The following is a 15,222-nucleotide window of genomic DNA, read 5'->3' on the forward strand; positions in this document are numbered from 1 at the left end:
CCCGCCCTCCACCCTCAGAACGGCAGCCAGGAATGGTCGCGGGTGTAGTGGACGTAGCCGACGTTCGCCCCGGCACGCAGGCCGACGCCGGTGCGGATCGGGGCGACGATCACCTCGCCGCTCTGCTGGTAGGTGATGCCGACGCCCGCCACGAAATAGAAGCCGCCCTCGCCGGCCGGGAAGCGCTGGAAGATGTCTTCATCGGTCTTCAGGTTGTAGACCAGCACGAAAGTCTTGGAGGCATTGCCTCCGAAGTCGAATCCCACCGACGGCCCCTGCCAGTAGATGGGCCGCTCGCCGGCCGTCTTGCGGGCCAGCTTGCCCTTGCCGTAGCGCAGGCCGACGGCGAAGGCGCCGCTCACCTCCTCGCCCGCGATGTAGGCGGTGGGCCGCCCGTGGTCGGCGAAGGCCTTCTGGACCACATCGGCCAAACCTTCGCTGACCGCGCCGAAGACGCTTCCGGCCGCCGCCACGATCTCTTCCGGGCTGAACCCACCCTCGTCCGCCGCCCGTGCCGCCCCGGCCTGCGCCAGTCCGGCAACGAGCACCAGGGTCGCCACGATTACCCCGCCCTTCATCACCACCTCATGTTTTCTTCGTTAACCATTGTCCCACCTTGATTTCCTGCCTTCCTTGCCGCACTGTCGACATCCCCTTTTCCGTGGGGTGGGGAACTGGGAATCCGATGACCCTGATCACGCGCTACGTACTGAAGCAACTTTTCGTCGGGATGGTCCTGGTCACGGCGGGTCTGACCTGCGTCATCTGGTTGACCCAATCCTTGCGCTTCGTCGAGATGATCGTCAACCGTGGCCTGACCGCCGGGACCTTCCTGCATCTGACGATGCTGCTGCTGCCCAACTTCCTGTCCCTGATCCTGCCCATCGCGCTGTTCACCGTGGTGCTGTTCACCTACAACAAGCTGATCGCCGACCGCGAACTGGCGGTGATGCGCGCCGCCGGCCTCTCCCAGACGGCTCTCGCCATGCCGGCCCTGGTCCTTGGCGGGGCGGTGGTGGTGGTATCCTACGCCATCAATCTCCATCTGCTTCCGGAATCCTATCGCATGTTCCGCGAGATGCAGTGGGACATCCGCTACAACTACAGCCACGTCCTGCTTCAGGAAGGAACCTTCAATCCCGTCGCCCAGGACATCACGGTCTACGTCCGCAAGCGGGGGCATGACAGCCAGCTGCATGGCGTCCTGGTTCACGACACAAGGGATGCCGCCAAGCCGGTCACCATGATGGCCGAACGGGGCGCGCTGGTCGAGGCCGAGGGGAAATCGCGGGTGGTTATGTTCAACGGCAACCGGCAGGAGGTCGAGCGGTCGGCCAACCGGTTCTCGATCCTTTACTTCGACCGCTATTCCTTCGACATCGAAGCGGCCCGCAAGACCGACATCGTCCGCTATCGCGAGCCTCGGGAAAGGACCCTGGGCGAGTTGTTCGACATCGCCCAGGACCCGCACACGCCACCGCGCGACTGGGGCAAGTACATCGTCGAGGGCCACAAACGTCTGGCCTCGCCGCTGGCCAGCCTTGGGTTCGCGCTCATCGGCCTGGCCTGCATGATCCACGGCAACTTCAGCCGCCGCCAGCAAACTCAGCGGATCGTCCTGGCGGTCGTCATCGTGGTGGTCCTCCAGGCTTCCACCCTGGGCATCGAGAACGTCGCGGCCCGCAATACCAAGCTGGCCCCCTTGCTTTACGCCATCGCCGTTCTTCCCATCCTGGCCGGCTACATCGCCATGCTGGCCCCGCCCCGCCGCCCGACGCCCGAAGCGGACGACGCGGCGGCGACGGCTCCCTCGTGAACGGAAGGCAGGCCCTTGCGCATTTCCGTCACCCTTTCCCTCTACATCGGCCGGCAGTTCCTGTTGTTCTTCCTGGCGATCATGGCGGTCTTTCTGGCTCTGATCCTGCTGTTCGACACCGTCGAGCTGATGCGGCGCTCGGCGTCCGTCGCCAGCATCACCCTGGGCCAGGTGGTCGAGATGTCGCTGATGAAGCTGCCCAACATGAGCCAGCAGACATTCCCCTTCGCGGTCCTGTTCGGCGGCATGGCGGCCTTCGCCAAACTCACACGCAGTCACGAACTGGTGGTGACGCGCGCCGCCGGCGTTTCCGCCTGGCAGTTCCTTCTGCCGATCCTGTTCCTCGCGTTCTGCCTGGGACTGTTCAAGATCGCGGTATTCAATCCGGTGGCATCGGCGACGCTCGCCCGATACGAACGGTTGGAGGCCTCCTACCTGCAGGGGCAGACCACCCTCCTGTCGCTGGCCAAGGGCAGCTTGTGGCTACGCCAATCGGCGGCCGGACAGCAGGCGGTCGTCTATGCTTCACGAATAGTGCAGAGTGCGACAGACATGCAGCTAGTCGGCGTTACAATATTCGTCTACGACGGCCCCGATCGCTTCGCCCGCCGCATCGAGGCTCGGTCCGCGACCTTGGAGGACGGCTTCTGGCACCTTAGGGAAGCCGGAATCTTCGCCCCCGAGGAACCGCCCCAATTCAAGGAAGAGCATTGGCTGGAGACGGATCTGACCCTGGGTCGTATCCAGGACAGCTTCTCCCGGCCCGAAACCATGTCCTTCTGGGCGCTACCGGGCTTCATCGATAGCCTTGAACAGGCGGGATTTTCGGCCGTGCGCCATCGCCTGCACCTGCATGCCCTGCTGGCCAGCCCGCTGCTGATGTGCGCCATGGTCCTGATCGCGGCGACTTTTTCCCTGCGCCATACCCGCAAGGGAGGAACTCCCCTGGTCATCGCGGGGGGCGTGTTCACCGGGTTCGTGCTCTATTTCTTCTCGGACGTGGTTTTCGCGCTGGGAATCGCCGACAGCATTCCGGTCACCCTGGCCGCCTGGACTCCGTCCGGAGTCAGTACCCTTCTGGGGCTTGCCATGCTGCTTCATCTGGAGGATGGTTAGGCCGCGATGACGACCCTGGGCAGAAACCGCAGAATCTCCATGGCGCGGCAGTGGACCGTGATGGCTTTTTGTTGCCTGTTGTCATCCCCCGTTCTGGCCGCCGCCAAGGACTCCCTGCCCGCCGACCAGCCCGCCGATTTCACCGCCGACGAGATGACCTACGACAAGGAATTGGGTGTGGTCACGGCTCGAGGCAAGGTCGAGGTCACCCACGGGCCGCGCCTCCTGCGGGCCGACACCATCTCCTACAACCAGAAGACCGATATCGTCAGCGCCTCGGGAAACGTCTCCATCCTGGAACCCTCTGGCGAGGTGATGTTCGCGGAGTATGTGGATATCACGGGGGATCTGAAGGAAGGGGTGGTGCGGGACTTCCGCATGGTGCTGAAGGACGGGGCGCGCGTGGCCGCGGCCGGCGGACGGCGGATGGACGGCGGCGAGAAGATGGAGATGCACAAGGCCGTCTATTCGCCCTGCGACCTGTGCCCGACCGATCCCACGCGTCCGCCGCTATGGCAGGTCAAGGCCGTGAAGGTAATTCACGACCGGGCGGAACAGCGCATCGAATACCGCGACGCCTGGGTGGAAATGGCCGGCATACCGGTCGCCTACACCCCCTACCTGCATCATCCCGATCCAACGGCAAAGGCGAAGTCCGGACTTCTGGCGCCCAGCTTCGGGGGGTCTTCCTCACTGGGGGCAACCGTTCGTCTCCCCTACTACTTCGCCATCGATCGCAACGCGGATGCGACGGTGACCCCCATCTATACCAGCAAGGAAGGTCCCATCCTGGCGGGAGAATTCCGCTCGCGGCCCAACCTCGCGAGGATCGATGGCACAGCCAGCATCACCCAGGACAGCAAGGACGATGTCCGCGGCCATGTGGCGGCAAAGGGCCAGTTCGACATCGACCGGACTTGGCGCTGGGGATTCGACGCCAACCGTTCGACCGACGACACCTACCTGCGGCGCTACAAGTTCGGAGCCGGGGAAACTCAGGCAACCACCGCCTACATCGAAGGGTTCCGCCAGCGCAACTATTTCACGGCCAGCGCCCATTCCTTCCAGAACGTCCGCGCCGACGTCAGGGATGGAACGGTGCCCCTGGTGATGCCGCTGGTAGAGTACAACCACGTCGGCCAGCCGGATCGCTACGGCGGCCGGACCAGCCTGGACATGAGCTTTCTGTCCCTGAGCCGGAAGGATGGCACCGATACCCGGCACTTGTCCGGCATCGGCGGCTGGCAACTGCCCTATACGGCGTCGAACGGCAGCGTCTACACCTTGGCCACCAATCTGCAGGCGGATGCCTACCATATCAACAAGCTGCAGCCCGACCCGACACTTCCCGCCTACACCGGCGCAAGCGCGCGCCTGCACCCGGAGGCCTCGCTCGAATGGCGGCACCCGTTCGTCCGCCGCGAGGGCAATGCCTCCATCCACCAGTTGATCGAACCGGCGGTGCAAGTTGTCGGGTCGCCCAACACATCGGACAACAATCGCCGCCTGCCCAACGAAGACAGTCCCCTATTCGAGTTCGACGATACCAATCTGTTCACGATGAACCGCTTTCCGGGCCTTGATCGGATCGAACGCGGGGCACGTGTCAACTACGGGATGAAGTGGGGCGTCTTCGGCGAAAAGGGCGGCAATACCCTGGTACGCGTCGGCCAGAGCTTTCGGCCCCGGGAGGACACCTCCTTCAGCGAAAACTCCGGCCTTGAAGGCAACCTCTCCGATGTGGTGGCGAGCGTCGCGGTCCAGCCGAACCAGCACTTGAATCTGCTCTACCGCACCCGCCTGGACAAGGAAGACTTCGCGCCCAAGCGCAACGAGGTCCGGGCGACGGTGGGCGTTCCGGCCCTGACGGCGTCGGCCAGCTATTTGTTCTACGATCAAATCGTGGGCACGGAGTTTCCGGTCCGTGAGCAGGTTGTCGTCGGCTTGACGTCCCAGATCACCCGCTTCTGGCGGGCAAGCGCCTCGGCCCAGTACGACATCCATGACGAAAACACCCAGCGTGTCGGATTGGGTGCCGTTTACGAGGACGAGTGCTTTTCCTTCACGGTTCAGGCCCATCGCGAATTCTTCTACGACCGCGACTTGAGGCCTTCGGACGCGGTCATGTTCACCCTGAACTTCAAGACCCTGGGCGATTTCCGCACTGGCTTCACCCATTCGGGACAGTAGGCGCGATCATGGCCTTCCATCGGTTACGACCTTTCTCGATCATCCTTGCCCTGGTCCTGTCCATGCCGGCCTCGGCTCAGGAATCCCTGCGCATAGCGGCCATCGTCAACGATGAAATCATTTCGGTCTATGACCTGAATGCCCGTGTTCGCCTCATCATCGGCTCGTCGAACCTCCCCGACACACAGGAAGTCCGCACCCGTCTGACGCCCCAGGCGCTGCGATCCCTGATCGATGATCGCCTGCGGCTCCAAGAAGCCAAGAAGATCGGGATCATCGTTCCCGAAGAGGATCTGGCCCGCGCCTTAAAGGATTTGGAACGGCAGAACGGGCTGCCCCCGGATAGCCTGGGACGGTTTCTGGAGAGCAAGGGAATCGACAAGGCGGCCCTGGTGACTCAGGTCGAAGCCGAGATTGCCTGGAGCCGGGTGATCCGCAATCGGATCACCCCCCGGATACAGATCGGCGAGGATGAAATCCAAGCCGGCTTGGAACGATACGAGGCCGCCAAGTCGAAACCTCAGTACCTGGTATCCGAAATCTTCCTTCCCGTCGACACCCCCGCCGACGAGGAGGAAGCGAATAGCCAAGCCGCCCGCCTATTCCAGGAACTCAAGCAGGGGGCTTCGTTCCCCGCCCTGGCCCGCAATTTCTCCAAAGGCCCGACATCGGAACAGGGGGGCAGCCTCGGCTGGGTGCGCGAGGGCCAACTCGCCCCCGAACTGGATGCCATGATCAAGAAGATGGAGCCCGGCGAACTTTCCGCGGCCATCCGGTCCCTGACCGGCGTCCACCTTCTGATGGTCCGCGAACGGCGCATCGGCGGAGGTCCCGCCAAGAGTCCGGAGGAAACCAGAGCGGAATCCGCCCCTGCACCCGCTCCCGTCGCATCTGCGGGAACGACCGTGCAATTGAGCCAATTGGTTCTTCCCCTGCCGGAGTCGGCGAAGCCGGCCGATGTCGCCGCCGCCGGCGACCGTGCCCGGACCCTCGCCGCCCCCGCCAAGACCTGCCAGGAATTGGAGGCGATCGGACGCAAGATTTCTCCGCTGTCCGGGCCGCTGGGCACGCTCAAGCTCAAGGACCTTCCCGCCGATCTTCAGAAGACCATTAGCGGCCTCAAGGTCAATCAGATGGCTCCGCCCCGCCGCACCGTGGACGGCGTCGGCGTCTTGATGCTGTGCGATCGCCGGGATACCGGAGCCCCGGCCGCGGCACCGCCGCCGCAGCCCGCCCCACCGGCCGCCGTACAGGCCCCCGGCAAGCCACCCGCCGCTCCCGACAAGGCTGCGGAAAGGGAAGCCGTGCGCAATAGCCTGATGAACGAACGCCTGACCGCCCAGGCCCGCCGTTACCTGCGCGACCTGCGCCGCTCGGCGGTCGTGGATATGCGCCAGTGAGGGAAGAAGCCGACCCTCTGCCTCTGGCATTGACCATGGGCGATCCCGCCGGCATCGGTGGCGAGATCGCCCTCAAGGCTTGGCTGCGGCGCGCCGCCGATGACTTGCCCCCCTTTTTCGTGATCGACGACCCGGAACGCCTGGCCGCCGTCGCGGCCCGCCTGCGCCTGTCTCTCCCCATCGAAGTCCTCGCCGCGCCCGCCGCCACGAACGCCGTCTTTCCGCGCGCGCTGCCGGTCCTTCCCCTGTCCCTGGCCACACCGCCGGTTCCCGGATGTCCCGATCCGGCCAACGCCCCCATGATCCGCGAAGCCATCGAACGAGCCGTCGCCCTGGTCCGCATGGGCAAGGCCAGCGCGGTGGTCACCAATCCGATCGCCAAGCAGGTTCTTTATGCCGCCGGCTTCACGTTTCCCGGCCATACGGAGTTCCTGGCCGAACTGGCGGGTATCGTGACGCCGCCGGTCATGATGCTGGCCTGTCCCGGTCTGCGGGTAATTCCGGTGACGATCCACGTGGCCTTGCGCCAAGCCATAGAGAATCTGACTGCCGGCCTGATCGTGGAAACCGCACGCATCGCCGCCGAGGGCCTGCGGCGCGATTTCGGCATCCATGCTCCCCGCCTCGCGGTGGCAGGCCTCAACCCGCATGCCGGCGAGGGCGGCGGCATGGGGCGTGAGGATATCGACATCGTCCAGCCGGCCATCGACGCCTTACGTGCCCAAGGCATCGACGCCTTCGGCCCGCTGCCCTCCGACACCCTGTTCACCCCATCGGCGCGCGCAGGTTACGACGTGGCGCTCTGCATGTACCACGATCAGGCTCTGATTCCGTTGAAGACCCTCGGCTTCGACCAAGGTGTCAACGTCACCCTGGGCTTGCCCTTCGTCCGCACGTCGCCGGACCACGGCACCGCCTTCGACATCGCCGGTACCGGCACTGCATCGGAAAGCAGCCTGATCGCGGCCCTGCGCATGGCGGCTCAGATGGTTGCGGCCCGCGGATGACCGACCTTCCGCCGCTGCGCGAGGTGATCCGGCGCCACGACCTGATGGCCCGCAAGTCCCTAGGCCAGCACTTCCTCCTGGACGGCAACCTCTGCGCCCGCATCGTCCGGGCGGCGGGAACCCAGGAGGGAGAGACGGTCATCGAGATTGGCCCAGGACCGGGAGGACTCACCCGGGCGCTGCTGGCGGCAGGCGCCCGCGTGCACGCCATCGAGATGGATCGGCGCTGCATGGCCGCTCTGGCCGAACTGGGCGAGGCCTATCCCGCCCGCCTGACCGTGGTGGAAGGCGATGCCCTGGAGATCGACCTGCCGGGCCTCGCCCCCGCCCCCCGGCACATCGTCGCTAACCTTCCCTACAATGTCTCGACGGCGCTGCTGCTGCGCTGGCTGGGCGAAATCGGCGCCTATGCCTCGCTGACCCTGATGTTCCAAAAAGAGGTGGCGGACCGCTTGGCGGCCCCGCCGGGCTCCAAGGCCTACGGGCGATTGTCGGTGATGACCCAATGGCTTTGCGACGTGCGGGCCGAGTTCAATATCGATCCTCGCGCTTTCACGCCACCGCCCAAGGTCATGTCGACGGTGGTTACCCTGACGCCTCGCCCCGCACCTCTGGCGCCCGCCTCGCGCGCCGCCCTGGAAAAGGTGACGGCGGCGGCCTTCGGCCAGCGGCGCAAGATGCTGCGCGCCAGTCTCAAGGGCATCGGGCTCGCCGACCGGCTGAGCAATCTGGGCATCGACCCCGAGGATCGAGCCGAGAACCTGCCCGTCGAGGCCTTCTGCGCCCTGGCTCGCGAACTCATGCCACCCGGCCAATGACCGGTTGGTATTTTTTAGTGTTGGCCGGTATCACTTAAGGGCCCGATGCAGGGTTTCCACCAATTCCGCCATCGGGTCCTTTCCGGGACAGGGCAGATCGCATTGATCGATCTCGCCCACCGAATGGGTGGTCCAGTGCCAGATGCCGCCGGTATCGGCATCGTCCAGACTGGTTAACAGGCGCTTCTCGACGAACTTGCGGGCCAGGCATTCTCCCTGGCGCGGACAGCCCGTCATCTTGTCGCGGATCGTCTCCGCCAGGCGTCTAGCGTTTTTCATGACCAATTCCCTTCCCGTGCCTGACTCTGACATCTTGCGGTGGAATTGCCGGCAATTCTGTAGCACCCCTCACAATTCCGTGACCGCCCCGGGGTGCGGTCCTGGGTGCCCTCGCCACTACGCTTAAGCTCTATTCAGTGCCGCCTGTACCATGCCGACGCTTCCCGCCCTCGCACCCGAGGGAATCGAGAAGACGACGTGGTGAAAACGAAACGGCCGGACCATGAAAGGCCCGGCCGTCCGGAAAGCGCTGTCTGCACATCCCATCCTCACGGCCCGGCACTGGTGCCGAGCCTGCCCTCGCGGACCGTCAGTGGTCGGCGCTCAGGGCGTTGATCTCGTCCTTGATCCTCAGTTTTTGCTTCTTCAGTTCGTGAATGGTGACATCGTCGGGATGGGGACGGCTTTCTTCTTCGGCGATGGCGGATTCGAGAGCCTGATGCTTGCTCTTCAGGGTCTGGATCCTGTCCTCGAGGCTCATGGTACGGGTCCTCCGATTAAGTGCGATTCACCAAGGTGACATCTTAACGCAAACCCGACAGCGATGCCAGGATCGCGTAGCCGGGGCATCGCCTGTAGGCGGAGCGGACGACGGCCTGGGCGCAAGGCGATTCTTCCGCACCAAACGACAAATTCTTAGTGTCCTTGTGTCCCATCAGCCTGGCTCGTATACTCCCGCCGCCCTCACGGACAGACGATCAACAATGGCCAAAAAGAATAATGCGATTTGAACATTGCCAGAAATGCGCGGTCCAGGCCGGGTGGGCCGACTTGGCGGGAACGCTGGGTCAGGCGGTGTTTCGCAGCCTTCTTGGCTGGCTATCCGGCAGCATGGGATTGGCGGTCCAGGGCCTTTACTCGGTTGGCGATGCCTTGACCAAGGGGATCACGCTGGCCAGCGTACGGTTCGCGAAGGTTCCCCCCACCAAGACCTTTCCGTTCGGCACCGGGAAGATACTGTTCGTTTCGTCCTTGGCGATCGGCGTCGGGTTGCTGCTAGGCGGCGCCTATCTCGGCTTGACGAGCCTCGTCGACAGGGAAGGCATGGAGTCCGTGCCTTCCGCGCTGACGGCCGCGGGAATCGTTCTGTCCGCCGCCTTTAGCGGATTGATGTCCCGTTACCTAGGGTGCGTTTCCGCAGAAAACAACAACATGGCGATAAAAGCCGCCGCCTGGGACAATCGCATCGACGCGATCTCGTCCATCGTCGTGCTTGTCGGCGTCGCCTTGTCGAACCTGGGGGTGCCCGCGGCGGATCATGGCGCGGCATTCATCGTTTCCCTGATGGTCTTGCGGATCGGGGGAAGCATCGCATGGGATGCGACCAAGGGTTTGCTGGATGTGACGGTTCCCCGGGATGTCCTAGCCAAAATCTCCCGCACCGCCCGAATGACGAAGGGTGTCCAGGACGTCAAGCTGATCCGCGGTCGCAGCCTGGGAGAATCCTGGGAAATCTACCTCCACGTCGCCATCGACGGAACCCTTACGATCAGCGATGTCCAAGATATCGTCGACCGCCTGAAATCCCGCATCCAGGAAGAATTCTCCCAGGTTCAGCACATCTGGGTTATCACGGTTCCCCACAAGGCTCGCGACCAAGGCGAAGCGGACTATTGGGCCGACCATCTGTTTTCGATGCCCCGCAACAGCCAACCCCAGAATACGCCCGCCGCCGAATGACCGGGAATCGACATGCGACGGATTGGCAGGAACCGTAGGAATCGCACATGATCGACATATCCAGGGCAAGACTGATTCACTTGAAATGGCTGCTCCAGCTTGAAACGATCCTTCGGCAGGAAACGATCCCCCAGCTTCAATCGTATCGCTCGTGCGAACTTGGAAAGTGGATTCACACGGAAGGAATGGTAAAATACAATAAATATCCAGAAATGTCATTTCTCGAAAAGCGCCATAAACATTTTCACGATACTGCTGATCTTCTCGTTAAGTTATACAAGTCTAAAAATTATGTTGAAGCTGAAGTGGCTCTTGATGAATTGAAGCGCGATAGCCAGGATTTGATTTTCATGCTAACGATGGTTGAATATCGCTACTTCGGCGGCCTGGAGAACGCCGAGAAATCTCCCGCCAAGAAGATTGGTCTTTAGGGCGCGGGGAGGACATTGAATCCGTTTACGGGAATGTCGGTGCGCGCGACTTCCTTGGACGGATCGTTATCTCGGGCAAGGCACGCCGCTCCCCCTTTACGACGCCCCAAAGCGGCGATATGAGTCCGCCCATGGACAAGATCGTCGTCCGCGGCGCCCGCGAGCATAACCTCAAGAACATCGACGTCGAGATTCCGCGCGACACGCTCACCGTCATCACGGGACTGTCGGGATCGGGAAAGTCGTCGCTCGCCTTCGACACCATCTACGCCGAGGGCCAACGCCGCTATGTGGAGAGTCTTTCGGCCTACGCCCGCCAGTTCCTGGAACTGATGCAGAAACCCGATGTCGACCATATCGAGGGCCTGTCGCCCGCCATCTCCATCGAACAGAAGACCACGTCGCGCAATCCCCGGTCCACCGTCGGTACGGTGACCGAGATCTACGACTACATGCGTCTTCTGTGGGCGCGCGTCGGGGTCCCCCATTCGCCGGCCACCGGCCTGCCCATCGAAAGCCAGACCGTCAGCCAGATGGTCGACAAGGTGATGGCCCTGCCCGAAGGCACCCGGCTTTACCTGCTGGCTCCCATCGTGCGCGGGCGCAAGGGCGAGTACCGCAAGGAACTGCTGGAACTGCGCAAGAAGGGCTTCCAGCGGGTCAAGGTGGACGGCGAGACGATGGACATCGAGGACGTCCCGGCGCTGGACAAGAAGCTCAAGCACGATATCGAGGTCGTGGTCGACCGGGTGGTCGTGCGCGATGGCCTGGCGGCGCGCCTGGCGGAAGGCTTCGAGACGGCGCTCGGCCTCGCCGACGGCATCGCCTGGACGGAAAACGCCGATACGGGCGAACAGACCGTCCATTCGGCCAAGTTCGCCTGCCCGGTGTCCGGCTTCACCATCGACGAGGTGGAACCCCGACTGTTCTCCTTCAACAACCCCTTCGGCGCCTGCCCGGCCTGCGACGGCCTGGGAACCCAGATGTACTTCGACCCCGACCTGGTGGTCCCCGATCCCTCCCTGTCCCTGGCCGAGGGCGCCATCGCCCCCTGGATGGGATCGTCGTCGCAGCTCTACGTCCAGACCCTGGAGAACCTGGGCCGTCATTTCGGCTTCAAGCTCTCGACTCCCTTCGGGCGTTTGTCCGATAAGGCCCGCCAGGTGGTGCTCTACGGCTCCGGCAGCGAAGACGTGGTCATGCGCTACGAAGACGACCGCCGCACCTACGAGGTGACACGGCCCTTCGAAGGCGTCATCCCCAACCTGGAAAGGCGCTGGCGGGAGACCGAGTCCTCTTGGATCCGCGACGAGATGTCGCGCTACCAGACCGTCACCCCCTGCGAAACCTGCGGCGGCCGCCGCCTGAAACCCGAAGCCCTGGCGGTCAAGGTGGCGGGCCTCGACATCGCCCAGGTGTCGGAAATGTCCATCGCCAAGGCCGGCGACTGGTTCGCCGCCTTGCCCGACCGTCTCAACGACAAGGGCCGCGAGATCGCCCGGCGCATCCTGCGCGAAATCGACGAGCGCCTGGGTTTCCTTCGGAACGTGGGGTTGGAGTACCTGACGCTCGCCCGCGCCTCCGGCACCCTGTCGGGGGGCGAGAGCCAACGTATCCGGCTGGCCTCCCAGATCGGATCGGGACTGACCGGCGTGCTCTACGTTCTGGACGAACCTTCCATCGGCCTGCACCAGCGCGACAACGGCCGGCTGCTGGAGACTCTGACCCGGCTGCGCGACATCGGCAACACGGTACTGGTGGTCGAACACGATGAGGAGGCCATCCGCGCCGCCGACCACCTGATCGACATGGGCCCAGGCGCCGGCATCCATGGCGGCCAGGTGATCGCCGAAGGAACGCCCGCCGAAGTCATGCGACACCCGGACAGTCTGACCGGTCGGTATCTCACCGGAATGCTGCAAATCCCCACCCCGGCCCACCGTCGTCTCGGCCATCCCGGCCAGGCGTTGCGCTTGGTTGGAGCCAAGGCAAACAATCTGAAGGACATCACGGTCAAGATTCCACTTGGCACCTTCACCGGCATCACCGGCGTTTCGGGGGGCGGCAAGTCGACCCTGGTGATCGAGACCCTTTACGCCATCCTGGCGCGCCGCCTGATGGGGGCACGGACCCAGCCCGGTTCCCACGACCGCCTTGAAGGTCTGGAGTTCATCGACAAGGTTGTCGACATCGACCAGTCGCCCATCGGACGCACGCCGCGCTCCAATCCGGCCACCTACACCGGGGCCTTCACCCCCATCCGCGACTGGTTCGCCGAACTGCCGGAGGCCAAGGCACGCGGCTACAAGCCGGGGCGTTTCTCTTTCAACGTCAAAGGCGGCCGCTGCGAAGCCTGCCAGGGCGACGGCGTCATCAAGATCGAAATGCACTTCCTGCCCGACGTCTACGTGACCTGCGACATCTGCAAAGGCAAGCGCTACGACCGCGAGACCCTGGACATCAAGTTCCGAGGCAAGTCCATCGCCGATGTCCTTGATATGACGGTGGAAGAGGCTGCCGAATTCTTCAAGGCCGTGCCTTCGATCCGCGACAAGATGCGGACCCTTGAACGGGTCGGTCTGGGCTACATCCACCTGGGCCAGCAGGCCACCACGCTCTCGGGCGGCGAGGCGCAACGGGTCAAGCTGGCCAAGGAGCTGTCGCGCCGCGCCACCGGCAAGACCTTCTACATCCTGGACGAACCGACTACCGGCCTGCATTTCGCCGACGTGCACAAGCTGCTGGAGGTGCTGCATGCCCTGGTCGACGCCGGCAACACGGTGCTGGTCATCGAACACAATCTGGAAGTCATCAAGACTGCAGACTGGGTGATCGACCTGGGCCCCGAAGGCGGCGACGGCGGCGGCGAGGTGGTGGTCGCCGGAACGCCCGATGACGTGGCCGCCTGCAAGCGGAGCCACACCGGGCACTATCTGGCCCCGTACCTGAAAAGAAAGAAGGCCCTCGGTCGCCGTTCCAAGGCTTGACCGCGACCTCCCTACCCCGCGTCCCGAATCCTCTCGGCCTGACGGAGGTCGACGGAGACCAGTTGGGAAACGCCGCGTTCGCCCATGGTGACGCCGAACAGGCGATCCATGCGGGCCATCGTCATGCGGTGATGGGTGATGACCAGGAAGCGGGTACGGCCGCTGCGGGCCATCTCCTCAAGCATCGAACAAACGCGGTCCACGTTGGCGTCGTCCAGCGGGGCGTCCACCTCGTCCAGCACGCAGATGGGCGCCGGATTGGTGAGGAAGACGCCGAATAGCAGGGCCAGGGCCGTCAGGGCCTGTTCGCCGCCCGACAGCAGCGACAGCACCTGCAAGCGCTTGCCGGGCGGGCTGGCCATGATCTCCAGACCGGCCTCCAGGGGATCGTCGGACTCCGTCAAAGCCAGATGGGCCCGCCCGCCGCCGAACAAGCGGACGAAGAGTTCCTGGAAATGGGCGTCGACCTGGCGGAAAGACGCCAGCAACCGTTCACGCCCTTCGCGGTTCAGTTCGTTGATTCCCTGGCGCAGCTTGGCGATGGCCTGGATCAAATCGTCGCGCTCGACGCGCAGAGTGTCGGTCTGGGATTCCAGTTCCCGCATCTCCTGCTCGGCCCGCAGGTTGACCGGCCCCATGGTCTCGCGTTCCCGCAACAACCGCTCCAGACGCTTTTCCACCGCCTCCAGATCGGGCATGGACTCGCCCTCGCCCAGATCGGCCAGGTTGGGAACTTCCTCGGGCGTGCATTCCAGGCGTTCGGCGATCCGCTCGGCGATGCTGCGGCAGGCTTGCTTGCCTTGCTCGACCGCCCCTTCGGCACGCACCATTTCCTCCCGTGCCCGGCCTAGTTCGCCCTCGGCGACGCGCAGGTCGCGTTCCACTCCCGACAGGAAACCCTCGGCCGCTGCCAGCCGGTCGGCCTCCTCACGACGTCTCGCCTCCGCCTCGCCGATCCTTTCCACCAAGACGGCCCGGAAAGCGGCGATCTCAGCTGGCCGGCCGGCCAGGGCCTCGATCTCGGAGGCCACCGCCCGGCGGCGTTCGGCCAGGTGAGCCAGCCGTTCCGCGGCACCGGCGCTACGCTCCTGCCAGGATGTCAGTTCCTGGCCGACCGCCTCCAGGCGGTGTCGGCGCGCCTCGGCTTCGCGCACCAGTGCGGTATGGGCGGCCTGGCTGTTGACCAGGACCGAGCGCTTCTCCCCCAACAGTCCGCGCAGGCGTTCGACTTCCTGGCGGGCGGCGGCGGTATCGGGCAGACCTTCCAGCGCGGTTGTGGACTCGGCTAAGCGACGACGTGCATCGGCCAAGTCGGACTCGACGGCAGCGGCCTGTTCGAGCACCGCTTGCAGGCGCGATCCCTGGCGGGCTGCCTTCTCCTTCAGCACCGAGAGGGCATCGCGGGCTCGCCCGAAGGCGGCGTCGGCGGCACGGGCGGCCTCGCGGGCGGCCCGCTCGGCTATGGTGGCCTCCTCGGCGGCGGCCCGTACCGTCAGGG

13 protein-coding genes are annotated in these 15,222 nt (G+C 64.3%); 9 read left to right on the plus strand and 4 right to left on the minus strand.

Going from position 1 to position 15,222, the window contains the following annotated elements; genetic code table 11:
- Positions 1-14: 14 nt before the first annotated feature.
- Positions 15-578, minus strand: coding sequence for a DUF1134 domain-containing protein (locus tag H7841_12035; GenBank protein MEO5337606.1), 564 nt, complete (start codon positions 576-578; stop codon positions 15-17).
- A 107-nt stretch (positions 579-685) separates the two neighbouring features.
- On the opposite strand from H7841_12035, the gene lptF reads away from it, so the two are divergent.
- From lptF to rsmA, 6 genes are read left to right on the plus strand one after another with little or no spacing between them, the layout of a single operon-like run.
- Positions 686-1,816: an LPS export ABC transporter permease LptF gene (gene lptF / locus H7841_12040; protein ID MEO5337607.1), complete on the plus strand. Its 1,131-nt coding sequence runs from the start codon at positions 686-688 to the stop codon at positions 1,814-1,816.
- 15 nt (positions 1,817-1,831) lie between these two features.
- Positions 1,832-2,932: an LPS export ABC transporter permease LptG gene (gene lptG / locus H7841_12045; protein MEO5337608.1), complete on the plus strand. Its 1,101-nt coding sequence runs from the start codon at positions 1,832-1,834 to the stop codon at positions 2,930-2,932.
- 39 nt (positions 2,933-2,971) lie between these two features.
- Complete coding sequence (gene lptD / locus H7841_12050; GenBank protein ID MEO5337609.1) at positions 2,972-5,122, plus strand: LPS assembly protein LptD; 2,151 nt, start codon at positions 2,972-2,974, stop codon at positions 5,120-5,122.
- Positions 5,123-5,130: 8 nt separating this feature from the next.
- Entirely contained in the window at positions 5,131-6,522 is a 1,392-nt protein-coding gene (locus tag H7841_12055) for a peptidylprolyl isomerase (protein MEO5337610.1), read from the plus strand.
- A 35-nt stretch (positions 6,523-6,557) separates the two neighbouring features.
- The gene (pdxA, locus tag H7841_12060) at positions 6,558-7,529 is read left to right on the plus strand and encodes a 4-hydroxythreonine-4-phosphate dehydrogenase PdxA (protein MEO5337611.1); all 972 of its coding nucleotides are present in this window, start codon (positions 6,558-6,560) and stop codon (positions 7,527-7,529) included.
- Positions 7,526-8,347: a 16S rRNA (adenine(1518)-N(6)/adenine(1519)-N(6))-dimethyltransferase RsmA gene (gene rsmA, locus H7841_12065; protein ID MEO5337612.1), complete on the plus strand. Its 822-nt coding sequence runs from the start codon at positions 7,526-7,528 to the stop codon at positions 8,345-8,347. The genes pdxA and rsmA overlap by 4 nt, the downstream gene beginning before the upstream one ends.
- A gap of 30 nt (positions 8,348-8,377) precedes the next feature.
- Here the strand turns inward: rsmA and H7841_12070 are convergent, their stop codons facing one another.
- Together H7841_12070 and H7841_12075 are read right to left on the minus strand one after the other, a co-directional pair.
- Positions 8,378-8,626: a hypothetical protein gene (locus H7841_12070; GenBank protein ID MEO5337613.1), complete on the minus strand. Its 249-nt coding sequence runs from the start codon at positions 8,624-8,626 to the stop codon at positions 8,378-8,380.
- 310 nt (positions 8,627-8,936) lie between these two features.
- Positions 8,937-9,107 carry a YdcH family protein gene (locus H7841_12075; GenBank protein MEO5337614.1) on the minus strand — a complete coding sequence of 57 codons (171 nt, stop codon included), beginning with the start codon at positions 9,105-9,107 and terminating at the stop codon, positions 8,937-8,939.
- Between the two features lie 239 nt (positions 9,108-9,346).
- On the opposite strand from H7841_12075, the gene H7841_12080 reads away from it, so the two are divergent.
- From H7841_12080 to uvrA, 3 genes are all read left to right on the plus strand, one after another.
- Positions 9,347-10,306, plus strand: a complete 960-nt coding sequence (locus tag H7841_12080; protein ID MEO5337615.1) for a cation diffusion facilitator family transporter — start codon at positions 9,347-9,349, stop codon at positions 10,304-10,306.
- Positions 10,307-10,353: 47 nt separating this feature from the next.
- Positions 10,354-10,737, plus strand: coding sequence for a CZB domain-containing protein (locus tag H7841_12085; GenBank protein MEO5337616.1), 384 nt, complete (start codon positions 10,354-10,356; stop codon positions 10,735-10,737).
- Between the two features lie 131 nt (positions 10,738-10,868).
- Complete coding sequence (gene uvrA / locus H7841_12090; protein MEO5337617.1) at positions 10,869-13,724, plus strand: excinuclease ABC subunit UvrA; 2,856 nt, start codon at positions 10,869-10,871, stop codon at positions 13,722-13,724.
- A gap of 11 nt (positions 13,725-13,735) precedes the next feature.
- Here the strand turns inward: uvrA and H7841_12095 are convergent.
- A partial coding sequence (locus H7841_12095) for a chromosome partitioning protein ParA (protein MEO5337618.1) occupies positions 13,736-15,222 on the minus strand: 1,487 nt, incomplete at its 5' end.

It is taken from the genome of Magnetospirillum sp. WYHS-4, assembly GCA_039908345.1.
Classification (GTDB): Bacteria; Pseudomonadota; Alphaproteobacteria; order Rhodospirillales; family GLO-3; genus JAMOBD01.